Below are 24234 nucleotides of genomic sequence, written 5' to 3' on the forward strand. Positions count from 1 at the left end.
ATGAGACTTTATCGCACGTCAGGCGGAGCATTTGTTGAAGCGGATCAGGTGTTTTATCCAGTTACAGCAACCAACTGGGATGAACTGCTGACCTCCCCCGAATTGCAACAGCGTGCCAAAGCCGCTACCCAGAGTGCGGGCGGCGCCTCGCTCGATGGATTGACGGTGCTGGCTCCGGTAGAAAGCCAGGAGGTCTGGGCCTCTGGCGTGACCTACTATCGCAGCCGCAGCGCGCGCATGGAGGAGTCGAAGGATGCCGGCGGTGGTGACTTCTACGATCGTGTCTACTATGCAGAGCGTCCGGAACTCTTCTTCAAATCCGCCGGGAAGCGCGTCGTGGGTTCGGGCAGTCCGGTGCGTATTCGCCGCGATGCAACATGGTCGGTGCCGGAGCCGGAGCTCGTCATGCTGCTGACACCCAAAGGTGAGATTGCGGGATACACCATCGGCAATGACATGAGCTCACGCGATATCGAAGGTCAGAACCCGCTCTATCTGCCACAGGCAAAGAACTACGACGGCGCCTGCGCTCTGGGGCCATGTATCCTGCTGGCGACGGAGCCGATTACGAAGTCCACCGGCATTTCGATCACGATCCTCCGTGGCGGACAAGCCCTCTTTACGGGAGAGACATCGATCGCAGAGATGAAACGTGAGTTGAAAGAGCTTGCCGGATATCTCTTCCGTGAGTGCAGCTTCCCGGACGGCGTGTTCCTGATGACGGGTACGGGCGTGGTGCCGCCGGACAACTTCACGTTGGCATCAGGCGATAGAATCCGCATCACGATTGATGGAATTGGAACACTCGAGAATCACGTCGCCTGAATTGTAGCCCTGTAGAAAAACTGCCTCATGTCTCTGGCAACAAAAAAGGCAGGCCCTGAATGGGTCTGCCTTTCTGCACTAAGAGCGGGCACGAATGTGGTTAGACCAGTTCGCGGACCGCATCGGAGACAGCTGTCAGAGCGATCTTCCCGCGGTTCGGTTCTCCCCGCATGAGCGACTCCGCAAACTTAGCGGCCTGGGATGGCTTGACCTTCGCCGGCATCGGTGGCGTAAAGGGATCGACCACCGCCTCCACCAGCGCAGCCCCTTGCCGTTGCAGAGCGAGGTCCAGATCTGCACCGCAGCGCGCCGGATCTTCGATCCTCCATGAGGGCATACCGCAGCCTCGTGCGATCGCGGCAAAATCGGCAGGGAAGAGATCGCAGGCGTACTCAGGGTTCCCCAGAAACACCATCTGCTCCCACTTGATCTGGCCGAGAGTGTTGTTCTTGATAACGATGACCTTGATATTCAACTGGTAGGCCGCGATGGTAATGAGTTCGCCCATCAACATCGAAAGACCGCCATCGCCGATGATGCAGTAGACCGGCCGATCGGGATACGCGATAGCAGCGCCGATTGCATAAGGAAGGCCGCAGGCCATGCTGGCGAGGTTGCCGCTGCAGCTATGCTTCTGCCCGCGGAGAGCGGGGACATAGCGCGCCCACCAGGTCGTAATCGTTCCTGAGTCCGAGGTGACAATCGCGTTCGCAGGAATTCGCTTGCCCAGTTCCCAGCCGACAACCTGGGGCTTCATCGGCTTTTCGAGATGGGTTCCTTGCTTCTCGAGCAGTTCCGCCCATTTCTGCTTCCCCTTCTGGGCGCTTCGCAGGAAGCGGTCGTCATGCTTCTTCAACATCGGCAGCAGGGCCTTCAAACATACCCGCGTGTCTCCCACGATGCCAACGTCGGCCGGGTATCGAAGACTGATGCGCTGCGGGTCGCAGTCGATCTGGACGCACTTTGCATCGCCAGGCTTCGGCAGAAACTCGATGTAGGGAAAAGATGTGCCCACCATGAGCAGCGTGTCGCAGTCTTCGAGTGCGGTCTGTGACGGCTCCGTTCCCAACAATCCGATACCACCGGTAGTGTAGGGGCTATCATCCGGGACCGCTGCCTTACCAAGCAGCGATTTGATGATCGGAGCTCCCAGGACTGCCGCCATACGCTCCAGCTCATCAGTCGCATGCAATGCTCCCTGGCCGGCTAGGATAGCGATCCGCTTGCCGCGGTTCAGAATGTCGGCGGCATGCTGCAGGTCGACCTGAGCGGGAAGATGGGTATCAAAGGCCGGCGTTGCAGTCGTGTGATGCGGAGGATTCCGTTCGGACCGCCCTTGCTTGACCGGCTGTGTCTGGACGTCGACGGGCAGCGTGAGATGCGCGACACCTCGTTTGGCCAGCGCTGTTCGTATCGCCAGGTCGGTCAGGCTCTCGATATGAGCTCCATTCATGACCCGCTCGTTGTACTCACAGACGTCGATAAAGAGCTTATCCAGAGCGACGTCCTGCTGAGAGAAGGTCCCGAGCAGATCTGAATGTTGCAGTCCCGTGATCGCAAGGACAGGAGCGTGATCCAGCTTGGCGTCGTAAAGGCCATTGAGCAGATGAATTCCGCCCGGACCAGAGGTGGCGATACAGACGCCCAGCCTTCCCGTGAACTTGGCGTAAGCGCATGCGGCGAAGGCTGCAGATTCCTCGTGCCGCACATGGATAAACCGGATGCGGTCTTTCCGCTGCCGCAACGCTTCGAAAACTCCATTGATGCCATCGCCGGGAAGACCGAAAATCGTGTCCACGCCCCAGGCGATCAGCCGCTCCACCAGTACATCCGATGTATTTGACATAGGTCTGCCCCTCTCGCGAACTCTGATGCTGCGTTCTGTGGGGCAGTTTTCCGGCTGTCGAAAGGGAAGTTCTGTTGAACCCATACACCGGGAAATGGTCACCGGTGTATGGGAAGCTCCGACTCAGTACTGCACGATGGCCGCGAAAGAGTCCGGCTTCAGGCTGGCGCCACCCACAAGAGCTCCATCGATATTGGGCTGTTCCAGGAGCGCCTTTGAGTTTTCCGGTTTGACGGAGCCGCCGTAAAGAATGCGGATCTCGTTGGCCACATCGCCCAGATGCTGTGCCATGTGATTGCGAACGAGGACGTGTGTTTCTTCGGCAATCTCTGGTGTTGCCGTCAGGCCTGTGCCGATAGCCCATACCGGCTCATATGCGACGACCAGCTTGTCCGCATGCTCTTTCGGAAAGCCGGCAAGGGCTCCGGCCAACTGGCTGGCGAGAACATCGTCCGTCTTTCCCGACTCCCGCTCATCAAGCTGTTCGCCGATGCAGAGCAGCGGGGTCAGACCGTGAGAGATAGCTGCCTTCACCTTCAGGTTGATACGCTCGTCGGTTTCGTTATCGTACTGACGGTTCTCGGAGTGACCGATGAGTACGTGGGTCGCGCCAAGCGTGATCAGCATGACCGGGGAGGTATGGCCGGTGTAGGCTCCCTCATTGGCCCAGTGCATGCTTTGCGCGCCGGCTGCGACATTGGTGCCACGGACACGATTAATGACTGTCGCGAGCGATGTGATGGAAGGGAAGAGCACGATCTCATCGCGAGTATGTCCAGCCACGAGCGGCAACAAGGCCTCGACAAAGGTCAGCGCTTCGGAAGGAGTTTTGTACATCTTCCAGTTGGCAGCGATCAGTTTTTTACGCATGGCCAACCATTTTATCGAACTGAGAACGCGTTTCGCCGAACCCTCAAGCAGGAGATCTGTGACTCGGCGGGAGGAACTATTCCCTGTGAGGAAAGAAAACGCGCGCAAGCAGATAGCCTGCCAATGCCCCGAGGAGCGTACCTCCAACGACAGCAGCGGGGCTTGCGCTCGCCGTTACTCCGGCGATATTCCTTGATGATTCGTAAGAATGGACTGCTCCTGTAATCAGTGTGCCGAGCGCGACCAGACAGCCACCCAGCGCCGCTGAGATAGCTGTCGTGATCGCGATCAACAGAATTCGCATTAAGTGGCTATTTGTTTGTTAGAGCTTCCACGCCGGGCAGCTTCTTGCCTTCGAGGAACTCCAGGCTGGCTCCGCCGCCGGTGGAGACGTGCGTGATTCGATCCGTGACCTCGGCGGCATGAACGGCTGCGACAGAGTCGCCTCCGCCCACAATGCTGGTGGCATCGTGATTCGCCGCTACTGCACGGGCAATCGCCATGGTTCCCTTGGCGAAGGCTGGCATCTCGAAGACGCCCATCGGTCCATTCCAGACAATCGTGCGTGCGTCAGCAACGACGTGCTTGAACAGTTCAATCGATTTTGGACCGATATCCAGCGCCATCCAATCGGCAGGGAAGTCGCCCTCACCGTCGACGATCTGTGTCTTCGCCTTGGCGTCAAACTTGTCGGCCAGAACGTGATCGACCGGCAGCAGGAGCCTCACACCCTTCGCGGCCGCCTTGTCCATGGCAGCCTTGGCGACATCGATCTTATCGGCTTCCACCAGACTCTTACCCGTCTTCTGACCCTTGGCATTCAGGAAGGTGTAGGCCATGCCTCCACCGATCAACAGGGTGTCGACCTTATCGAGCAGGCTCTCGATGACCTCGATCTTGTCGGAGACCTTGGCTCCCCCGATGATCGCCGCAAACGGCTTATCGGGGTTGTGCAGAGCCTTGCCGAGATAGTTCAGCTCCTTCTCCATCAGGAGACCGGCAGCAGACTGCTGCACATAGTGCGTAATACCCTCGGTCGAGGCGTGAGCGCGATGAGCTGCACCAAAAGCGTCATTCACATAGACGTCGGCGAGTCTGGCCAGCTTCTTTGCGAAGGCGGGATCGTTCTTTTCCTCTTCGGCATGGAATCGCAGGTTCTCGAGCAGGAGCACTTGCCCGCTCTCAAGCTGACGCGTCAACTCTTCCGCGACCTCGCCGACACAATCCGGAGAGAAGGCAACGTTGACCTGTTCACCCAGCGCATGATCCAGCAACTGGCGCAGGCGGTCGACGACCGGGCGCAGACTCATCTCAGGATTTACCTTCCCCTTGGGACGGCCAAGATGCGCCGCCAGAATAACCTTTGCATGATGGCGGATGGCATATTCGATCGTGGGAAGGGTCTCACGGATACGGGTGTCGTCGGTGATGGAATGTCCTCCATCCGCCAGCGGAACATTGAAGTCCACACGGATGAAGAGACGCTTATTGTCCAAATCGAGATCGCGGATGGAGAGCTTGGCCATACTGTCTGGTGTCCTGTCTGAAAACTAGTCTGTGATGAATGCGTCGGCTTCGATTTCGATACGCCAGTCGGGATTGAGCAGTTCCTTGACGACCACCATCGTCGCCGCCGGTCGAATGCTGCCGAAGAACTCGCCGTGCACACGGCCCACCTCTTCCCAATCCGCCGTATGGGTCAGGAACATTCTGGTGCGCACCACATGGTCCAGGCGGGCGCCGGCTTTTTCCAGCGCGATCTGAATGATTTCGAGGGTCTTGCGGGTCTGGGCGGCCACGTCTTCCTTGTCAGCACCTACCGGTCCCGTACCGGAGACATGGACGTGCCCGCCAACTTTGACCGCGCGGGAGAAGCCAATGATCGGCTCATAGGGAGAAGTGCCTGCAATATTCGTGCGTGTCACTTACAGCTCCTGTTTTTGTGCGTAATGATCGGCGCCAAGAAAGTGTAACGATACGTACGGCTCTTCGCCTACTACCCAGCTATCGTGTCCCGGAGCGATGTAGAAGAGATCCCCCGGCTTCATGACGATGACATTGCCATCATCCATGGCTGCGGTTGCCTGGCCGGAGACCACCATGCCGACATGCTCTACGTGGCAACTGGTCTGACCCGACGCCTTACCCACGTGTTCGCTCCACTTCCATCCTGGTTCATAGGTAGCGCGGCCGATGGACATGCCACCCAGCCGCACTACCTCAAACCTGCCTTTTTCGAAGATCCGGATCTCGTCCGGCGTCTCGAATCGCTTCAGGATGACCTCAAGCGGGGCCACGTGCGTTAGAGCCCCTTCTGCTCGAGGAAGAGGATCAGGTCCTTCACGCGTGAGGAGTAGCCCCACTCGTTGTCGTACCAGCTAATGATCTTCACCGTATTGCCAATGACCTTGGTCAGGGACGAGTCGAAGATCGAGGAGCGGTTATCACCCTTGAAGTCAGAGGAGACCAATTCTTCCGTGGTGTAGCCGAGGATGCCCTTCAACGGGCCTTCCGAAGCGGCTTTGATCGCGGCATTGACGGTTTCAATGGTCACCGGCTTTTCGGCGACGAAGGTCAAGTCAACAACCGAGACGTTCGGGGTTGGGACGCGGATTGCGAAACCGTCCAGCTTGCCGGCCATCTCCGGAATCACCAGCTTCAGGGCCTTGGCGGCGCCGGTCGAGCTCGGGATCAGGTTGATGGCAGCGGCGCGGGCGCGGCGCAGGTCCTTGTGCGGGAAGTCCAGGATCACCTGGTCGTTGGTGTAGCTGTGGACCGTCGTCATGATGCCGCTGACGATGCCGAAGCTCTCATGCAGCACCTTCACCACGGGAGCAAGGCAGTTCGTGGTGCACGACGCGTTGGACAGGACATTGTGCTTGGCGGGGTCGTACTTCTCCTGGTTCACACCCAGCACGAGCGTGATGTCCTCGTTGGTGGCAGGGGCGGAGATGATGACCTTCTTGACGGTCTCGCCGAGGTGAGCCTTCGCCTTGGTGGCGTCGGTAAAGTGACCGGTCGACTCGACGACGATCTGGGCGCCAACTTCGGCCCAGGGAAGCTTGGCGGGGTCACGCTCAGCGTAGACCTTGATCTTCTTGTCATCCACCTGGATGTAGTCCGTACCGGCCGAAATCTCGTTCGGCAGGTTGCCCAGGATGGAGTCGTACTTCAGCAGGTGTGCCAGCGTCGCCGGGCTGGTCAGGTCGTTAACGGCGACAAACTCAATTTCAGGGTTATTGATTGCGGTGCGGAAGACATTACGGCCGATGCGGCCGAAGCCGTTGATTCCTACCTTCACTGCCATATGCAGTTGGCTCCTTGTTCAATTCACAGGTTGAAACGAGTAGCATTTCGCGTTTCCAGGCCGCTGGTTGGCGGCAGACGCACGTCTAAAGATCGATGCTACCAGCAGGGCAAGGGCCCCGCAAATAACGAGTGGCCCAGGACGTGGCCTCGCCATTAGCCAAAACTATGGCCTCCCATTACCCAGCCGAATACCTCCGGAGAGGGAGGAGTTTGCGGCTGGCAAGTCACTGTGTTACAAGCAGAAACATATGCGCGAATGGATGCGCGAAAAGATGAGAAGACGTTCCCGCCGCGGGCCCAACAATTCGGAGTCCACTGGCAAGATCGGTCAGGAGTTACCTGCCGACCAGCCAGCTCCGTTGCGTCCCGCTTATCCTGATGAACCGGCTGGCCAGCAGGCTGCGGCTGAACCTCCACCCGACGTTGTCGCGGCAAGCGAGGTTTCCGCGGTTGCAGAGGCGCTTGAGGCCGGCCCTGAGGCCGTTGCCGAGGGAAAGGTAGAGGTCGAGACTCAGCCTGCTGAGCCGCCTGCATCTCAGCCTGACGACCCCTCGACGGCGTCTCCGCGACAGCCACGCGGCTATGTGGTGCTAACCATCGGTCTTCCCGGAAGCGGGAAAACCACCTGGTACAAGCGCCGTGGCGTAACCCCGCTTTCGAGCGATATGCTACGCAGTATTCTGTTCGATGACATCACCGAGCAGCGTTATCAGGGGCTGGTCTTTTCCACCCTGAGGTCGCTGCTCCGGGCCCGGCTTATCGCCAAGATGCCATGGAATTACGTCGATGCCACCAATCTCTCGGCGCATGAGCGTCGCCAGTGGATCAAAATGGCCAAGAGCTTCGGCTACGAGGTGCACGCCGTGTACTTTGACGTGCCACTTGAGATCTGCATGGAGCGCAACCGCAAACGTGAGCGTAGTGTCTCCGACGACGTCATGAAGAAGATGGCTGAACGTCTGAGACCGCCAAGCTTCAAAGAAGGGTTCTCGAAGGTCACCGTCGTCCGCGTCAAGAGCGGCCCTAACGACGATTCTGCGCCTGCCGCAGAGGCCTGAAGTCCCCGGCAATCAGGAGAGGCCCTTTTATGGCCATGGCCGCCGTTGAGTTCGACGCCTTATCGCTCGTACTCTCCGGCGGCCGCTCCATTTTGAGCGGAATCCATCTCGCCGTAGAGCAGGGAAGCACGACTGCCTTCCTTGGCCGCTCCGGCAGCGGCAAAACCACTCTTCTACGCATGGTGAACGCCATGGCGGCGCCTACCGCCGGAGAGGCGCGCGTGATGGGGAAGCCTGTCGCGTCCCAGGACTGTATCGCGCTCCGCCGCGGGATAGGCTACGTCATCCAGGAGACCGGTCTCTTTCCGCATATGACGATCGAGCGCAATGTCGGTCTTCCCCTGGAGATGGCGGGGCAGTCGAAGACGCAGATCGCTACACGTGTTGCTGAACTGCTGCCCATGGTCGGCCTCGAAGGAACGAGCTTCGCCCGCCGCTATCCATGGCAGCTCTCCGGAGGTCAGCGGCAGCGTGTGGGGCTTGCACGGGCTCTGGCGGCCGATCCGCCAATCCTGTTGATGGATGAGCCCTTCGGAGCTCTGGATCCCGTTACCCGGGTGGAGATGCAGGAGATGATGGCATCGCTGATCGAGCGTCTCCATAAGACGGTCCTCCTGGTGACGCATGATCTGGAAGAGGCTCTTTATCTCGCACAGCGGGTGATCTTTCTGGAAGGTGGACGCGTCGTCGCGGACCTTCCTTCGAACAAAGTGATGCCCTCCAGCGACCCCCATGTGCGGCAGTACATCCGCGCTGTTCGGCACAATCACCGCAACCACGAGGAGCCGATGGCATGACCGGTTTCCTCCGAGCGCACGGGTATGAGATAGCCCGGCTGACCTTTGAGCACCTGTGGCTTACGCTGTTTGCGATGCTGCTGGCGACGGTGATCGGGCTGCCGCTTGGCATCATGCTCTCCCGCAGGCCGAAGCTGGCCAGACCCATCATCGGCTTTGCCAACGTGCTGCAGACCGTGCCGTCTCTCGCACTATTCGGTCTGCTTCTGCCGGTGCCGTGGCTTGGAGAAAATGCAGCTCGCCTGGCCATCCTGGCCCTCACTGGATATGCCTTGCTGCCAATCCTTCGGAATACCTATGCCGGAATTCGCAGTATCGATCCGACGCTGACCGACATTGCTACCGCGCTCGGTATGACGGCGCGTCAGAGACTCCTCAAGGTGGAGCTGCCGCTCTCGGCGTCTGTCATCCTCGCAGGCCTCCGGACCGCCACCGTGACCTGCGTCGGTGTCGCGACCATTGCAGCAGCCATCGGCGCCGGCGGTCTTGGCGAACTGATCTTCCGCGGTGTCGCCTCCGTGGATAACAGCCTGGTTCTTGCCGGGGCGGTTCCGGCCGCCTTGCTGGCATTACTGGCGGATGCGGCGCTTGGGTTTGCGGAAAAGAAGTTGACGGTGAAACGAGCATGAGCCGCAGATTCCTTCTGATTCCAATGCTGGCTCTGCTTAGTCTTGTGGCCTGTGCGCCTCCGCGGGCATCACGCATCGTGGTTGGCTGCAAGAACTTTACGGAGCAGGTCATCCTTGGCGAGCTGCTGGCACAGCAGATCGAAAGCACCACCCACGAGCGTGTCGAGCGCCGTTTCTATCTCGCGGGCAGCTATATCGCGCACCAGGCGTTGGTGCAGGGACGGATCGATCTCTATCCGGAGTACACCGGGACTGCGCTGACTGCCGTACTCAAACAACCGCTGGACCGCGATCCAGAACGAGTGCTGGCCACCATCCGCACCATCTACGCCAGGCAGCATCACGTCACCGTCGCACAGCCGTTAGGCTTCGAAAACACCTTTGCCATGGTGCTTCGGAAGGATGATGCCGCCCGGCTCGGCGTACAGACGCTCTCCCAGGCTGCCCAGTTCGCCCCGCATTGGAAGCTTGGTACCGGCTACGAGTTTGAGTCGCGCCCGGACGGGCTGCCAGGCCTGCAGCAGACCTATCAGCTCCGTTTCAATGGTTCTCCACGGGTCATGGATCTCGGTCTGCTGTATCGCGCCCTCGCCAGCCATCAGGTGGACATTGTCTCCGGCAACTCGACCGATGGGCCTATCCGGGCGCTGGGCCTGGTTGTGTTGCTGGATGATAAACGTTACTTTCCTCCCTATGAGGCCGTGCCGCTTGTCCGGGAGGATGCACTCCGGCGCCACCCAGGGCTCGCAGTGGCGCTGCAACAGCTTGCCGGAAAGATCTCTGCCGAAGAGATGCAAGCGCTGAATCACGAGATTGACGGCAATCATCGGGATGTTGTCGAACTCGTACGAGAGTTCCGCCAAAAGAAGGGACTGTGATGGTTGAACCCTGGCTCCGCAGCAGCCGCACTGAAATCGAACCCGTTCGCCGGGCGGTACTGCACGCCCTTGATCTTGCGGAAGAAGATCTCTATCGGTGGTCGAAGGACCTCTCTCGGGAAGAGTTGCACGCGAGGCCGCATAACCTGCCTTCGGTCGCGTTTCAGCTTCGTCATATCGCGAGGTCTCTCGATCGCCTTCTGACCTACGCCGAACGTGGTTCGCTGACCGAGATGCAACTGATCCTGCTTCGCTCTGAGGCAGATCCGCAGGGAACTCCCGAAGAGATTCTCGCGGAGCTCGGCGGCGCGTTAGCCACGTCCCGTGACCGTGTTCTCGCGATCACTTCTGGCTTTGGAGAACTTCGCCATGTCGGACGCGACAGACTTCCTGTCACCCTCGCCGGCCTGCTGGTCCACGTCGCCGATCACACGCAACGTCACGTCGGCCAGGCTATTACTACCTCCAAGGTCGTCGTTGGGTTTCGGCTGAAGGACTGATGCCGGCAGTGCTGTTTAGAGCACTTGCGTCTACCGAAACCCCGGAAGTCTAGCATCTCAAGACACAGTTGGACATGGCCGGGCAGACAGCGCAGCCCCGGAGAACGGTTCCCTAGATGCTAGGTAGCAGGTGGCCCATCTTCTCGCGCTTTACCTGGAGATATCTCTCGAAGGTCGCCTCGGGTTCCACTTCGGCCGAGATGCGTTCAACGACCTTGATTCCGCCAGCTTCCAGCGCAGCCACTTTCTCCGGATTGTTGGTAATCAGCTTCACGGAGGTGATGCCAAGCAGCTTCAAGGCCTCGGCCGGCAACTCAAAGTCACGGCAGTCTGCCTTGAAGCCCAGCTCTTCGTTTGCCTCAACGGTGTCCCGTCCGTGGTCCTGCAGCTCATAGGCGCGCAGCTTCGCCATCAGGCCGATGCCGCGGCCTTCCTGCTGCTCGTAGATCAGGATGCCGGCTCCGGCCTCGATGATCATGCTCATGGCCAACTCCAGTTGGAGACGGCAATCGCAACGAAGGGAATGAAATACATCTCCCGTCAGGCACTGCGAGTGCACCCGCACGAGGGGAGGGGCAGAGAAGACATCGCCATGGACCAGCGCAACCACACCCTCAATCCGTTTCGCAGGCGCGGGCAAAGCTTCGTTGCACGGCTCTGGATTGGCGACTACGCCCTCAAAACCGTGAATCCGAAACTGGCCCCAACGGGTGGGCAGATCGGCTTCAGCTACTTTACTAACTCGTTCAAAGGGCATTGTGTTGATTATAGTTCCGTTAACTTAGATGAATATGGTGCGGCTTTGGCTTCGGAGGAGTTGTCACCATCTGGTAAAAGACAGCTAGAGTAAGAATGGCCCTATGCATCCCACCGACCCCAAGCTGATCCTCATCACGCTCCTGGTAAAGCTGGGTGTGGCGGCGGCGGTCTCCAGTTCACTCTCACGGTCAAGCGTCTTCAAGGATCTGTTGCTGTCGCACCATCGCACGCGGCGGCAAACCTTGATTCTTCTGGCGCTTATCTGCACACCATTGATGCTGGGTGTCTGGCTGCGGAGTATCGTCCCAAATTTTCTAGCTGCCGATATCAGTTTCGAAACGGTGATTCTGCTGGGGCTCGTCCTGGGGGCGGGGCCTGCAACGCTGGGCGGTATCTTCCTGGCTCTCCCGGCCCTGCTCCACCATGAGTACCTGGCGTTGCCGGTGAACATGCTGGTCGGGAGCTTTGCCGGGGGATTTCGCTCATTTACCAGCCTGGAAGACGTCTGGTCGTTCACGCCCCTTATCGACCTCAGCCTCTACCGTTGGGTCCGTCGAAACCTCAGCAGGCCCCATCTGGACCGGCAACTGCTGTTGCTGCTCCTGATTGCGGTTCTTGAACTTGGCGCAAGTGGTTTAGCTACAATATTTCCCAGGCGATTCTTCTCGCTACACTCGAACAGATGGCTTGTAGAACTAGCTCTTTGCGCCTGTTCGCCCGTAGTCGTGGGAATTCCGCTGAAGATCTGGAATGCGGTCCGCATCGAGCGAAAGCTGGAAGAGCAGACCCGCCTGCTGCTGGAAGCCCGCCTGGACGCGCTGCAGCGGCAGATCAATCCGCACTTTCTTTTCAATACTTTGAACTCCATCGCCTCGCTAGTCCGGTTCAAGCCTGAGCTGGCGCGGGAGATGGTGGTCAAGCTGGCAAATATCCTGCGGGTCCTCCTGAAGGACCGAGAAGCGTTCGTCCCATTCTCAGAGGAGCTGGCGTTTACCGACAACTACCTTCGAATCGAGGTCGTCCGGTTTGGCGAGAAGCTGCGTTTCGTAAAGGAGATCAGCCCGGAGACGGAGCATCTCGTCGTACCCAGCATGATCCTGCAGCCGCTGATTGAGAACAGCATCAAGCATGGTCTGGAGCCTCGGATTACCGGAGGTACGGTCACGCTTCGCAGCAAGCTGGATGGCGAGCAGCTCCTGATTGAGGTGGAAGATGACGGCATCGGGATGGCTCCGGAGAACAACGCGCCGTCACCGGTGAGCGGCCTGGTTCGCCCGGGAACAGGCATCGGAATGCGCAATGTCCGCGAACGTCTGGAGGTGCTGTACGGCGATTCGGCCTCCATGGAGACCAACAGCCGTCCCGGCAGGGGGACCAGAGTGACTCTCAAAATGCCGGCTATGCACGCCCACGAGGCGGCGGCATTATCAGAGACGTAGCCATATTCGGCCTATACTCTTTACGTCCGATAACACATATTCTGTAGAGTGGATTCTCGCAGCTGCTTCCCAGCCTGCGTTCTTTCGAGATCATCTTTGTTTTCTGCTGTTTGCAAGCGCTGCACTCTTGCTGTGCTAGCATGCGAAAAACACGGTTCTTCTTCGAGCCTTCCTCTCCAGCATCAGCCTAAAGGACCTTACAGCACTCATTTTCTATGAATTTGCGCCGAATCTTTAAGACGCTCTTCACGAACTTTCTAGGTCAAGGCGTCACGATCATCTCGCAGCTCATCGTGCCGCCACTGTTTCTCCGGTCCTATTCCAACGGCATCATGGTCTACGGCGAATGGATTGCGCTCAGCGCCGCCGTCAGTTACCTGGGCACCCTCAACTACGGGATCCAGAACTACTCCAACAACCAGATGTCGATCCTGTACAACAGCGGCGACATTGAGGGCGCCAAGAATGTTCAGGGTGCGGCTCTGCGGCTGCTGGTTGGGTTCTTTACGCTTTTTGCCATCGCCGGCCTGATCGTCTTTGTTCTGCCGATCGCGTCGTACCTGAACCTGAAGGTCGAAACTCCGTTCCAGAATGCGCTGGCACTATACCTGCTGATCCTGCAGATCGCCCTGAACATGCTGTTCAGCCTGATGACCAACAGCTACATGGTCGTGGGCCAACTGCACCGCGGAAACTACTGGGCCAGTGCGCAGCGACTGTTCTCCATCGTATGCATTGCATTGACCGTGAAGATGCACGGTTCGTTCCCAGCCGTCGCCGGGGCGCAGTTGGGGGCTTTCTTCACCTTCCTAATCCTGGTGATGATCGACATGCGGCGGAATGCGCCGATCCTTCTGCCGTCACTGCGATACGGCAGCATGGAGCATGTCCGGGCGATCATCAAACCCAGCGGCCACTTTCTGCTGATTGCCCTGGCCGGCTTCCTTACCTGGCAGGGTCCTATCATCATCATCCAGCGTATGCTTGGCCCGGCGGCCGTGGCGACCTTCGCCCTGGTGCGCGTGGTCTTCCAGATGGCTCGGCAGATCCTCTCGATCGCCAGCTCTACCATCTCTCAGGACATCACCATGCTCTTCGGCAAACGCGACTGGAATGCCCTGCATAAGCTTTACGATCTGTCGGAGCGGGTGGTCCTCTTCCTGACACCGATCGTCACCATCGGAAGCTTCCTGATGTGCCCATTCCTCTTTACGGTCTGGCTGCACAAACGGAATCTGTACGATCCAAAGCTCTGTTTCCTGATGGCCATTGTGTCGGCGGTACTCGGAATCAAGGAACACAAGACCCAGTTCCAGTCCTCCTCGAACAAGCACGAGCGCTTCGCCGTCTTCAGTGTGGTCGGCTATCTCGTGATGTTGGGAGTATCCCTTCCGATCATGAAGATGTACAGCCTTACGGGCTTCATCCTCTGCTGGCTGGTCTGGGAGATCATCCAGACCTATGCCGTCGTTCGCTTCAATGAAGACATCTTCCCCGCCGAATATAAGGTCAGCCTGCAGCCAATTACCCGGCTGGCCATCTTTATGAGCGTCGCGTTCGCCCTGTCGTTCTACCCCTCCAAGCTCGAGGTCAACTGGTCACTGTGGGCGGTTGTAGGCTTCTCCTGCGCCGCAGCTCTGCTGTTCGCCGCTGCCGCATACGCCTACTTCGGGATCGGTGAACTGAAAGACATCCTGCAGCAACGGTTCAGAAGCCGGTTTCTCAAGACTCGCTCCGCCTGAAAGAAAACAACCATGTTGACGCGACTATTTCTTGGAAGCAGCCGTCTGTGTGCCCGGATGGGATGGTGGACCATGACGGTGGCGAGCCTGGTTTACGCCGGTCCCCTTCCGTCGCTTGCTGCCTTCGACCGCGGCAGGCTCTCCTATGCTCTTCTGCTCTCCAGGAGGAGCGGCACATCCCAGACGCTCTTTGAACGGCTACTGAAGCGTGACTTTGGCAAAGACGCAGCGATCGATCTCGAGATCGCCGAAATGGCCATGCGGCTGGGCAACCCCTCTTTAGGGCGGGACCTGTTGCAAAAGGTCGCCCAACGCGACCAGGGGCACGCTGCCGTAGTCGCTGAGACAATGCATCGGTACCTTACCCAGATTCTTGATGGGACGGTTTCCGATACCCTTCATCGGCAGATCGAGGCGCTCGCGCTTGGATCCGGTAGCCGCGTAACGATTATTACGCTCAGCGGTCACTATCTGGAGATGTTCGAGCTCTGGAAGGAACAGGCGTTGAAGTACGTCGACCAGCGTTTTCTGGTGATTGCTCTCGACAGCAAAGCTGTCGATGTAGCTTCACGGTTGGAATGTTGCCGCGTTCTGGACATCTCCTCCTACTTCCTCTTCGACGCCAACGGCAAGATCAATCCTCACAGCCGGCATCTGCTCTGGGTGCTGCGCTCCTTGATCCTGAAGACGCTGCTCGAGCGCGGGCATGCCGTCTACTCGATGGATATTGATGCGGTCGCGGTTGCTGATCTGGACACAATGCTTGCCACCCTGCCACAGGCCGACATCGTTGCCCAGGAAGACTTTTCCATTCCCATGGATGTGGCCCGCAAACAGGGGTTCATCCTTTGCTGTGGCTTCATGGTCTTCCACCCCACAACAGCCACCCTGGGGTTTATGAAGCGCTTCGCCGATCAGGTGATTCTAGAACTGGATGACCAACTCGCCCTCAACCATCAGATTGCAGAGGCGGGCATCAGGGACATGGAAACACAGCCGACCTATCGCCGCTTCTCGGTGGATGGGACGGTGATCGTCTGTCCGGACAAACAACGAGTCTCCCGGGATGTCTCTTATGGAACCGTCGTGCGCCACTTCCAGCAGCGGAATGAGAGTATTGCTGAGCTCCGGGAGAAGCTGGAAATTGGTTAGTTTAGGAGGCGCCGCCGCCCACGAAGTGGACGATTTCGACCTTGTCATTGGTCCTCAGAAAGGTCTCTTCCCACCTGCGGCGCGAGACGATCTCTTCATTGAGCTCCACGGCGACGCGATCACCTTTGAGGCCTGAGGCGCTGACTAAATCCCCCACGGACGCGCCCTCGTTCAGATCCGGAAACTCTTTGCTCTTTCCATTGAGCGTAATCAGCAACGGCATACCTCTAGTTCTACCCTAAATTGCGGCTAGAGCATTTTTCCTGTAGGTGTAGTGCAGGGATTCCACATCTATGGGCGTTTTCCCCAATGAAAACGCCGCTGTACGCTCCTTCCGGGATACCCAGCAACAGGAAAAATGCTCTACGGCTTCTGTGTAAGCGGCCACAAGAGGTTCAGCGGCCCCTTCCCGTGTCCGATCGTCGTCGCCCGCAGCATCCCCTGCCGGACGTATTCCTTAGCCGCTCCGGCAGCTTCCACTGGCAGCTGCCCTTCCACCAGGCGACACAAGAAGGCGCTCGAGAAGGCGCAGCCAGTGCCATGAGTTGCGTGGGTCGGGATATGCTCACCGGCAAGCCAAAGCCCTGCCGTGTCGCCGGGCAGCAGGACGTAGTCGTCCGGAGTCTCCAGGTGGCCACCGGTCGCAATGACACCGACTCCGTACTGTTGGCCCAATGCAAGGGCGGCACTCTCGATCTCCCGGGGCGTAGCGACCGGCATACCGGTCAGAACCGACAGTTCATCGACATTCGGCGTTACCCAGTCGACCTGTTGCAGAAGGCCTCGGAACACGGCCATGGCCTCCGGGCTCAGCAAAGCTTTGCCCGAGCTGGATCGAAGGACCGTATCCAGAACTACCGGACAGGTAAGCCGCTGAAGATACTCTGCGACGACCTCCACCACCGCTTTTGAGCCCAACATACCGAGCTTGACGCCGGCGGGCGGCAGATCCCCATCAAGAACGTGCAGCGTCTCTGCCAGAACCGCCGGTTCTACGGGGTGAACGGATGCGACTCCGGTCGTGGACTGGACGGTCAACGCGGTGATGGCGCTTGTTCCAAAGAAGCCATGGGCGGCAAAGACGGCAAGGTCTGCTGTGATGCCTGCTCCGGATGAGGGGTCGTAACCGGCGATCGTAAGAAGGTTTTTGGAGGATTTCAGGGTTGTTTCTCCAACCTAAAAAGGCAAAAAAATCTGTGGAAAGGTCCTCCCTGGCCAACTGAAGTTGGTACGGAAAGCATCCCTCTTTCAGTATGCAATGTAGCACTGGGCCCCAGAATGACCGCAAAAGCTCCTGCGACCTCCGTTCTTCTATACCACGGTGAGGCCTGGGGGGCAAGTCGATAAATGAAGGTAAGTCTCTGGGTTTGTTTGACTTAGCGTTTCAGGAAACTAGAAAATAACAGTGGAGTAAGAACGTATGCAAGAACAATTTTCTTCCCGGCTGCTGAACCGTATTCCACGTTTGCTGACAGGAGTTGTGGCCTTCGGTTTAGGTGTTTCAGCAACAGCTACATCGGCCGCTCCGACCGACGTTTCAACGGATCTCCCTCGCGATCTCAACAAGGCGCCGAACGATGGCAAGACTCGTAAGGCGACGTCCAAAAAGCCCTGGTATCAGATCGGCAAAGCATCCTGGTACGGTTCCGAGTTCCAGGGAAAGACAACTGCCAACGGCGAGAGCTTCGACATGCACGGCCTGACCTGCGCCCACCGTACGCTCCCTTTGGGAAGCTGGGCGCGCATTACGAACCTCAAGACGAAGAAGTCCATCTTTGTTCGCGTGAACGACCGTGGTCCTCTGCTCGAAGATCGGATCGTCGACCTTTCCTATGCCGCTGCCCGCAAATTAGGGATAGCCGGTCTTGGCAAGGTTCGCATTGACCCGGTAAACGGCAGCAATCCGGACCAGATTCGTGCTCTGGTGGCCCAGACAGCGTCAGTGCAGCCGTTGCTGTTGGCCTACCGCTAAAATCGAGAGCATGAGCTCTCCACAGATTCAGTCCCTCGACCGCCTCATCCTCGCGCTGGATTATCCCACTCAGTCCACAGCGCTCCCGGCGGTCGAGGCCCTTAACGGCCTCATCTCCTGGGTAAAGGTCGGACTGGAGCTCTATCTCGCCGAAGGGCGACCCGTCATTGATTCCCTTCTGCAGCACAAGCTCAACATCTTCCTCGACCTGAAGCTCCACGATATCCCCAACACTGTGGCAGGAGCCGTTCGTTCCGTCTCCGGATTGGGAGTCGGCCTGCTGACACTGCACGCCGCCGGCGGACCCCAGATGCTCGAAGCCGCAGCGAATGCAGCGGCGAAGATTCCCGGAGCTCCCAAGCTGCTGGCAGTCACCGTGCTCACCAGCATGGACCGTAGCCAGCTCGCTGCAACCGGGATCACCCGCACGCCGGCCGAGCAGGTCGCTCTCCTGGGCAAGATGGCGATCGATGCCGGTGTGGACGGTCTGGTCTGCTCCGGCGAAGAGATTGCGCTGCTGCGCGAGACGATCGGCGATGAGCCGCTGTTGATTGTCCCAGGCATCCGCCCTGCCACCTCAGAGGTCGGAGATCAGAGGCGGGTTGTCACGCCAGCGTCGGCCATCCGCTCCGGCGCGAGCAAGCTGGTTGTCGGCCGCCCGATCACCCAGGCGACTGATCCGGCTGCGGCGACCCGTTCCATTCTTGATGAGATTGGCTCCGCCTTGCCGGCGCTACAGCGTTAAACAGCAAAACCCGGCAAAAGCCGGGTTTGTGCTTTAAACCTCAAGCGGTGCTTAGAGCTTCTCGTAGAAGTCGCACGCAGAGCAGGAGATATAGACACCACCGGGAACATTGCGCTCACGGTCCTTGACGCGCTTCACGATGCGCGTGGGCTTGGAGCACTTCGGGCAATCCGTGCTCTTGGAGGTGTCCATCACCTTCTTACGATCTGCAGTCTTGGCAATCTTTGCCATGGTAGCTCCTTCGTCTTCGGGCCAGGCCACGAAGAAAATGTCTCATCGTTCGCCCTATCGTAGACACGCGAAATCGCTATCTACTTGTATCCTGCCCCAATCCCGCATTGTGCGTTGGAAAAGGAACCCGCTCGGGCGAGCGATCGTTTCTATCTTACCTCAAGTTGGACTGGAGCTGTTGTTCAGGCTTGTCCTGCTGATCCTTCTTGTCCGGAGGTAGCTGCACCAGTGAGGGAGAGCCGGGGGTAGTCTGCTGTTCTCCTTCACGCCGCAGCGAAGGAGGAGGCGCTTGTTTGCCGCTTCCCTCTTCATCCGGCTTGGCGTCACCCAAGGCAACCGTCCGGACGGCATCCGGATTGATATAGCCGGCCATCTCGTCCTTCTCGTGCACCTCGATCGGCTTGCCCAGCTCCGCAATCTTGATCATCACGACACGATCGCCGACAAAACGGACAAAGCGGATTGTCTGCGGGGTGCGGCCGTAAATCCACTCCTCATACTTATTACCGCTCGCGTCATCGATCTTTTCCCGCACCTTCATTACCGGTTGCCCCAGCGCCGCCAGCACCATCCGATGATTCATTCCGACCAGGACGCGATGATCAGCGACAGCAAGCTTCAGCGGCTCCGGTAAGGTATTGGCGTACGCCTCTTCACTGGTCTTCACACCAAAGTCAATGACTGGCTCCAACAGGCTTTTGATCTCGGCGGGGGTAAGGTCAGGGATGAATTTTTCGAAGGCGAGCGTGATCCGCGAGCCTGTCGGCTGGTCTTCCGGGGCGACGACGTTGTTGTCGTTGAACTGCACATGCGAGAGCCAGCGGTGCTTCTTGAAGGGGCCGCCGTCCAGATCAATGATGAGGCGGTCCTTCTCAAAGTGCAGGTTCGTCACGACGACTCGGTCTCCGGCCTGCGCAGAGATGCCCTTCTTATAAAGAGCGTCACGGATAGCATCAGAGTCTGGAGAGAGTGTGCCATTGGCTTGCAGGGTCAATCCCTGACCGCCCATCGGCAAAGCCCGGTGGGCGAAACCCTGTTCCGCTTCGAGCATGCGCAGCAAATCTCGCCGGCCCCGCTCTGTCAGAGGTTGGGACGGCAGCTCGACCCTTGTGGGATGAAATTCGGTGACCATGCCGTCGGTGGCGGTGTTTTTGCCAACAACAAAGACCTGTCCCCGCGCCGCCGGCAGCCAGAGGGCGGCCAGCGAAGCGGCTACCACCCAATACTGAGCCCGCGATGCCATGGAGGTGTCACCTCAAGTTACCAGCATCTTGCGCCTTCCCTGCGGGGCTTGGCAAGTCAGCGTTTTGTCATTTTTCCCCGGATGGGAAATCTGTCTGTTCTGTAGGCCGAGGTGTAACTGGCAAGGGTGCAGAAGCCGGCAAGATCTGGATGAGTGCTGCTTGTTTTGCGGCAGCTTCAGCCTCCATGGCAGCGTGCTGTGGCGGAGGTGGAGCGTCCATCGGGTACCCGCCGGCTACGATCGGATCAAACCCATATTTCCAATTGAGGTCGCGGGTTACCCGCACAACGACGGCGATGCCCGCGAGAACGACAAATGGCGCCAGCACCGAGGCTTCAGGGCCGTAAAGGCCTCCGGTTAACCAGAACGGAAGACCGGGACGAGCCTGCACTACGCTCGAGAAATCCAGACCACTGACCGGAAGGCCGAAGAGAACACCCATGCTGGCATTCCAGCCGAAGTGTAGTCCCCAGGCCATCCATAGGCTGCGTGTCTGCAGATATGCCACAGACAGCATGATGCCCGCCAGCATGGTCACAAAGACCGCCGGCCAGCCTCCGTGGGGGTTGTTCAGATGAACCAGACCAAAGACAGCGGCGAGCAATAAGGTAGCGACCGTCGGTCCAACTGCATCGCGAAGTCGTTGAAAGGCATAGCCGCGGAAGGCAACCTCTTCAACCAGGGCGGCGACCGCGAGCAAGATCAGGTTATTTACCGTGAGCAGGATAGACCGGGGGCTCCACCAGAAGCTGAGGTCGAGCCTGCCGGAGAGCATGATCGGCAGCACCAGAACCGTAATGAGTCCCCAGCCTGTAGCTACTCCCAGGGCGAGCTCTTTGCTAAATCCTTCTCGCCGCATAAGCCCCATGGCCTTGATAGGACTTTCCTGCCCATCAAGAACACGTCCCATTCCCCAGAAGCCGAGCAGCAGCAGGGCCAGCCAGAATGTCCGGAAAAACAGTTCATGCGCCGAAGTATCGATATTCGACGTGGCCATGACGGCAATGATCTGGGAGGCAAAGACCCAGACGGTGCCGAAGACAAAGCGCACGGCTGCGCTGCCCCGAGTCTGGCCTCCAAAGAGCCCGCCGGAGCCACGCATACGGTCCTGGGTCTGCAAAGTCATCGTGGCCAACGCAGCTTAGGAGGCTACCTCGAAGAACTGGGCCATGTTGCGGAACTTGCTGTAGCGCTGGGCCAGCAAGTCATCAACGCTAAGCGCACGAAGGTGGGCCAGATTGGCCTCCAGACGGTCGTTCAGAAGAGAGACAGAATAGGCGGGATCGTTCTGTGAGCCACCCTCCGGCTCTGCAACGATCTCGTCCACGCAGCCCAGCCGCTTCACATCATCTGCGGTGTACTTCAGGGCCTCTGCTGCCTTCTGCTTTTTGGCGGCATCCTTCCACATGATGGAGGCAGCACCCTCGGGAGAGATGACCGAATACATGGCGTTCTCGAGCATCAGTACCCGATCGGCCACAGCCAGCGCGAGCGCTCCGCCGGAACCTCCCTCACCCGTAATAGTGGCCAGGATTGGCACGCGCAGACGAGCCATCTCGATCAGATTGCGGGCGATGGCCTCTGCCTGTCCGCGTTCTTCCGCGCCGAGGCCTGGATTTGCTCCTGCCAGGTCGATGAAGGTGAAGACCGGACGGCCGAACTTCTCAGCCAGTTTCATGGCGCGCAGCGCCTTGCGGTATCCCTCAGGGTCCGGACTGCCGAACTTGCGCAACATGCGCTCCTTTAAAGTGCGACCCTTCAGGTTGCAGACGACCATGACCTCTTCCCCGTGAAAACGGGCCATACCGGCTGCCATGGCGGGGTCATCGCCGAAGGCACGGTCTCCGTGGATCTCGCTGAAATCGGTAAAGAGTGCCTGGATAAAGTCCATCGGGTATGGGCGCTGGGGATGCCGCGCCATCTCAGTCCTTCGCCAGGCTTCAGACGTCTCTGCCACGGCGGGCTTTGCTGCCTCAAAATCTGCCATCAGGTTCGATTGTATCGAAGCTGGTCGAGCGCAAGCCAGTTATCGCTGCGGAAGTGCAGCAAGATGAAAAAGACGACGAGATACAGCAACTGCTGGCTGGCCACATCCCATTGCTGATTGGCGGTAGTACCAGCGGTGAGCATCATCATGAAGAATGATCCGCAGATCAGGGCAAGGCGGGTAAGGATGCCGAAGATCAAAGCCAATCCAAGGGCAGCCTCCGCGAATGGGATGACGTAACCAAGAGCGAGTACCAGGCCATGCGGCAACGGAGCATTCGCAAGACGCTGTGCGGTATTAGCAGCGAAGACAGCGACGCCGACGTGGATCCGCGTGAACCCATGACCCGCAAAATTGATACCGAAGGCGATGCGAAGCAGAGCGTAGGCCATCTGGCGGTCGGTAACCATGCTGGTTGGACTACCGGTACCGCCCGGGAGTTTCAAAGCTTGCGTTTCGCCTCAAGAAAGGAAGGCGCAACAGGAGGTACATCACTGGGGTCGTTGAGCATCTCCCACCGCATCAGCGAAAACGGCAGATTGCCGTTCAGCCAGATGAAGTCGTGGAACTGCTGCAGCTTGAAGCTCTCCCCCTGCTTCTGGCGGGCATCGGTCATCAGCCGCTGAATGTCGAGTTTGCCGATCTGATAGGTAATTGCCTGTCCAGGTGTCGACGCAAACATGATGGCTTCGCTGGTTGCTGTACCGCGGTCCATGGGTACGACCTTCGTTAGATAGTCGGCGGCCTGCTCCAACGTGAACTCGCCGAGGGCCAGCTTGACGTCGACCTCCACGCGTAGCGCGCGCAGGCGCATCATGCCGTAGATGGCTTCCTTCATATGTGGCGAGTCGTCGAAGAGACCGGCCTCCAGCGCCATCTCCTCGGCATAGAACCCGATGCCTTCATTCGACTCCGAGTCGTAATAGTGCCGCCGGATCGAGTCGGGGTGATGCCAGCTCCAGGCCATCTGGAAGTAGTGTCCAGGCGAACCTTCGTGCAACGTCAGTGGCCGGGTATCCCGCCCGGTGATGGAACCCCAGAAATTAGCCGTCGGGCGCGGAGTTTCCTTGTAGCTGGTACCGTCTTCCTCAAGTCGCGACGGTCCGGTGAGGTCGTCGGTTACGCCCATGAAGCTGAGTGCCGCTACATAAGACGGGACCGGAAGATAGTAATAGTGTTTGACCTCGGCAGGATCGGAAAGGACACCGTGCGTGACCATGTACTTTCGGATGGCGAGCTCGTTCGCCTTCTCCGCGTCCATCTGCTTTTCGATCGTGCCGTAAAACGGGACCTCCGGAACGCCGGTGCTCGCGGCCCGTGCCAGAGTTTCAAAGCTTACAGATCGCTCCCACTCCTGGCGGCCCATTCGCAACAGGTCTTCCGGGGTGTACTTCATCAGCGCGACGTTGCGGAGGAACCAGATGTAGTCCTCCCGTCCCACCGCGGTCTTCTCCGGCAATGGAGACTTCCCACGTGCGCTCACCCATTCGCGATACTCCACGAGCGCTTTTACCGCGGCAGCCTCTGCCTTTTCGAAGCGAGGTTTGTTCGCATCGGAGAGCACGGGCAGCAGCCCATCGTGGACCTGCTGYATGTGTGCTTCGATCTCCTTGAGTTCGGAGAGTGTCGCTCGAACGTAAGGCGCCCGAATATCGGTAAGATTCTTCTTCCCTTCTTCCAGCGTGTAGGGCATGCGTTCCAGGCGGGAGAGGATGATCTCCTCGCGCGCCGGTGTAATCGGTGGCTTCGGTAGAAGGGCGGCATAAACGGAACCGAGGCTCTGATCGACGTAGAAGAACGGGTTCTCCTTCCACATCGGGAAGACCGTCAGCTCCCAGTGCACCCTTGCAATAGCGGAGCCAAGAAGCCGGTTGTCCACCTGATCGGCAACCGGTTCCTGTGCTGCGGAAAGGGCGCGCCACTGCTTCTCAAACGCATCGATCTTCACCTTGTACTGGGTGACATCGTCTGCCGCCCAATGGACGACAAAAGGTTCCGCTCGCTCGATGCGGGGAATGTCATCGTTGGTAAAGGCCTGCTCTGTAGCACGCCACGTCCAAAACTCCTCGCTCAGAGTGCGAAGCTTCGTTTGAAACGTGGAAGTTTGGGCGGAGGCAGACCACGAAGATGATGCAACCGCAAACAGCGAGAGCAGGAGGATCCGTTCGAGAGGCATGCAGACAAACTAACAGCTTAGCGTTGCGAGGGTGAGGTTCCCGGCAGGATACGCAGACCCGCTTCATGTCGATCGT

27 protein-coding genes are annotated in these 24234 nt (G+C 58.7%); 12 read left to right on the top strand and 15 right to left on the bottom strand.

The annotated features are described in order from the left end of the window. Complete coding sequence (locus AB4Y89_RS03830) at positions 1 to 825, top strand: fumarylacetoacetate hydrolase family protein (RefSeq protein WP_442299572.1); 825 nt, start codon at positions 1 to 3, stop codon at positions 823 to 825. Positions 826 to 925: 100 nt separating this feature from the next. Here AB4Y89_RS03830 and AB4Y89_RS03835 read toward each other — a convergent pair whose 3' ends face one another. The 6 genes from AB4Y89_RS03835 to gap form a co-directional block, all read right to left on the bottom strand. Next, positions 926 to 2671 carry a thiamine pyrophosphate-dependent enzyme gene (locus AB4Y89_RS03835; protein WP_442299573.1) on the bottom strand — a complete coding sequence of 582 codons (1746 nt, stop codon included), beginning with the start codon at positions 2669 to 2671 and terminating at the stop codon, positions 926 to 928. A gap of 123 nt (positions 2672 to 2794) precedes the next feature. Further along, on the bottom strand, positions 2795 to 3541 hold the full coding sequence (tpiA, locus tag AB4Y89_RS03840) for a triose-phosphate isomerase (RefSeq protein ID WP_442299574.1): 747 nt from the start codon (positions 3539 to 3541) through the stop codon (positions 2795 to 2797). A 311-nt stretch (positions 3542 to 3852) separates the two neighbouring features. Continuing rightward, positions 3853 to 5067, bottom strand: coding sequence for a phosphoglycerate kinase (locus AB4Y89_RS03845; RefSeq protein WP_442299575.1), 1215 nt, complete (start codon positions 5065 to 5067; stop codon positions 3853 to 3855). 24 nt (positions 5068 to 5091) lie between these two features. Beyond that, positions 5092 to 5466 (bottom strand): RidA family protein, encoded by a 375-nt coding sequence (locus AB4Y89_RS03850; RefSeq protein WP_442299576.1) that lies wholly within the window; start codon positions 5464 to 5466, stop codon positions 5092 to 5094. Beyond that, a complete protein-coding gene (locus tag AB4Y89_RS03855) occupies positions 5467 to 5838 on the bottom strand; it encodes a cupin domain-containing protein (protein WP_442299577.1) in 372 nt (123 codons plus the stop codon). Between the two features lie 5 nt (positions 5839 to 5843). Next, complete coding sequence (gap, locus tag AB4Y89_RS03860; protein ID WP_442299578.1) at positions 5844 to 6848, bottom strand: type I glyceraldehyde-3-phosphate dehydrogenase; 1005 nt, start codon at positions 6846 to 6848, stop codon at positions 5844 to 5846. Positions 6849 to 7122: 274 nt separating this feature from the next. On the opposite strand from gap, the gene AB4Y89_RS03865 reads away from it, so the two are divergent. The 5 genes from AB4Y89_RS03865 to AB4Y89_RS03885 are packed head-to-tail and all read left to right on the top strand — an operon-like array spanning position 7123 to position 10712. Beyond that, positions 7123 to 7908, top strand: a complete 786-nt coding sequence (locus tag AB4Y89_RS03865) for an AAA family ATPase (protein ID WP_442299579.1) — start codon at positions 7123 to 7125, stop codon at positions 7906 to 7908. A 29-nt stretch (positions 7909 to 7937) separates the two neighbouring features. After that, positions 7938 to 8705 (top strand): ATP-binding cassette domain-containing protein, encoded by a 768-nt coding sequence (locus tag AB4Y89_RS03870; RefSeq protein WP_442299580.1) that lies wholly within the window; start codon positions 7938 to 7940, stop codon positions 8703 to 8705. Then, the gene (locus AB4Y89_RS03875; RefSeq protein ID WP_442299581.1) at positions 8702 to 9334 is read left to right on the top strand and encodes an ABC transporter permease; all 633 of its coding nucleotides are present in this window, start codon (positions 8702 to 8704) and stop codon (positions 9332 to 9334) included. Before AB4Y89_RS03870 ends, AB4Y89_RS03875 begins: the two co-directional genes overlap by 4 nt. Next, positions 9331 to 10212, top strand: a complete 882-nt coding sequence (locus tag AB4Y89_RS03880; RefSeq protein ID WP_442299582.1) for a glycine betaine ABC transporter substrate-binding protein — start codon at positions 9331 to 9333, stop codon at positions 10210 to 10212. The genes AB4Y89_RS03875 and AB4Y89_RS03880 overlap by 4 nt, the downstream gene beginning before the upstream one ends. After that, entirely contained in the window at positions 10212 to 10712 is a 501-nt protein-coding gene (locus AB4Y89_RS03885; protein ID WP_442299583.1) for a DinB family protein, read from the top strand. Before AB4Y89_RS03880 ends, AB4Y89_RS03885 begins: the two co-directional genes overlap by 1 nt. 112 nt (positions 10713 to 10824) lie before the next feature. On the opposite strand, the gene ribA is transcribed toward AB4Y89_RS03885, so the two are convergent. Beyond that, complete coding sequence (gene ribA / locus AB4Y89_RS03890) at positions 10825 to 11403, bottom strand: GTP cyclohydrolase II (RefSeq protein ID WP_442299863.1); 579 nt, start codon at positions 11401 to 11403, stop codon at positions 10825 to 10827. Between ribA and AB4Y89_RS03895 the strand changes: the two genes are divergently transcribed. The 4 genes from AB4Y89_RS03895 (at position 11305) to AB4Y89_RS03910 (ending at position 15804) form a co-directional block, all read left to right on the top strand. Further along, on the top strand, positions 11305 to 11562 hold the full coding sequence (locus AB4Y89_RS03895) for a hypothetical protein (protein WP_442299874.1): 258 nt from the start codon (positions 11305 to 11307) through the stop codon (positions 11560 to 11562). The two genes, ribA and AB4Y89_RS03895, sit on opposite strands and share 99 nt — an antisense overlap. Before the next feature lie 10 nt (positions 11563 to 11572). Further along, positions 11573 to 12910 carry a sensor histidine kinase gene (locus AB4Y89_RS03900; protein WP_442299584.1) on the top strand — a complete coding sequence of 446 codons (1338 nt, stop codon included), beginning with the start codon at positions 11573 to 11575 and terminating at the stop codon, positions 12908 to 12910. Positions 12911 to 13125: 215 nt separating this feature from the next. Then, positions 13126 to 14652: a lipopolysaccharide biosynthesis protein gene (locus AB4Y89_RS03905; RefSeq protein WP_442299585.1), complete on the top strand. Its 1527-nt coding sequence runs from the start codon at positions 13126 to 13128 to the stop codon at positions 14650 to 14652. Positions 14653 to 14664: 12 nt separating this feature from the next. After that, positions 14665 to 15804, top strand: a complete 1140-nt coding sequence (locus AB4Y89_RS03910) for a putative nucleotide-diphospho-sugar transferase (RefSeq protein ID WP_442299586.1) — start codon at positions 14665 to 14667, stop codon at positions 15802 to 15804. Between the two features lies 1 nt (position 15805). On the opposite strand, the gene thiS is transcribed toward AB4Y89_RS03910, so the two are convergent. Then, the gene (gene thiS, locus AB4Y89_RS03915) at positions 15806 to 16027 is read right to left on the bottom strand and encodes a sulfur carrier protein ThiS (RefSeq protein WP_442299587.1); all 222 of its coding nucleotides are present in this window, start codon (positions 16025 to 16027) and stop codon (positions 15806 to 15808) included. A gap of 140 nt (positions 16028 to 16167) precedes the next feature. Continuing rightward, positions 16168 to 16965, bottom strand: a complete 798-nt coding sequence (thiD, locus tag AB4Y89_RS03920; protein WP_442299864.1) for a bifunctional hydroxymethylpyrimidine kinase/phosphomethylpyrimidine kinase — start codon at positions 16963 to 16965, stop codon at positions 16168 to 16170. A 259-nt stretch (positions 16966 to 17224) separates the two neighbouring features. Between thiD and AB4Y89_RS03925 the strand changes: the two genes are divergently transcribed. Then, positions 17225 to 17776, top strand: coding sequence for a septal ring lytic transglycosylase RlpA family protein (locus AB4Y89_RS03925; protein ID WP_442299588.1), 552 nt, complete (start codon positions 17225 to 17227; stop codon positions 17774 to 17776). A gap of 10 nt (positions 17777 to 17786) precedes the next feature. Continuing rightward, complete coding sequence (pyrF, locus tag AB4Y89_RS03930; protein ID WP_442299589.1) at positions 17787 to 18521, top strand: orotidine-5'-phosphate decarboxylase; 735 nt, start codon at positions 17787 to 17789, stop codon at positions 18519 to 18521. A 51-nt stretch (positions 18522 to 18572) separates the two neighbouring features. On the opposite strand, the gene AB4Y89_RS03935 is transcribed toward pyrF, so the two are convergent. The 6 genes from AB4Y89_RS03935 to AB4Y89_RS03960 all read right to left on the bottom strand — a co-directional run bounded on the left by AB4Y89_RS03935 (position 18573) and on the right by AB4Y89_RS03960 (position 24158). Beyond that, entirely contained in the window at positions 18573 to 18752 is a 180-nt protein-coding gene (locus AB4Y89_RS03935) for a hypothetical protein (RefSeq protein WP_147648351.1), read from the bottom strand. A 154-nt stretch (positions 18753 to 18906) separates the two neighbouring features. After that, entirely contained in the window at positions 18907 to 19995 is a 1089-nt protein-coding gene (locus AB4Y89_RS03940) for a hypothetical protein (RefSeq protein ID WP_442299590.1), read from the bottom strand. Between the two features lie 67 nt (positions 19996 to 20062). Continuing rightward, on the bottom strand, positions 20063 to 21121 hold the full coding sequence (locus AB4Y89_RS03945; protein ID WP_442299591.1) for a CPBP family intramembrane glutamic endopeptidase: 1059 nt from the start codon (positions 21119 to 21121) through the stop codon (positions 20063 to 20065). Between the two features lie 15 nt (positions 21122 to 21136). Next, positions 21137 to 21982: an acetyl-CoA carboxylase carboxyltransferase subunit alpha gene (locus AB4Y89_RS03950; RefSeq protein ID WP_442299592.1), complete on the bottom strand. Its 846-nt coding sequence runs from the start codon at positions 21980 to 21982 to the stop codon at positions 21137 to 21139. Then, positions 21982 to 22392, bottom strand: coding sequence for a DoxX family protein (locus tag AB4Y89_RS03955; RefSeq protein ID WP_442299593.1), 411 nt, complete (start codon positions 22390 to 22392; stop codon positions 21982 to 21984). The genes AB4Y89_RS03950 and AB4Y89_RS03955 overlap by 1 nt, the downstream gene beginning before the upstream one ends. A 32-nt stretch (positions 22393 to 22424) precedes the next feature. Then, positions 22425 to 24158 carry a DUF885 family protein gene (locus tag AB4Y89_RS03960; RefSeq protein ID WP_442299594.1) on the bottom strand — a complete coding sequence of 578 codons (1734 nt, stop codon included), beginning with the start codon at positions 24156 to 24158 and terminating at the stop codon, positions 22425 to 22427. Positions 24159 to 24234 lie beyond the last annotated feature (76 nt).

This window comes from Terriglobus sp. 2YAB30_2, from assembly GCF_052114765.1.
GTDB lineage: Bacteria > Acidobacteriota > Terriglobia > Terriglobales > Acidobacteriaceae > Terriglobus.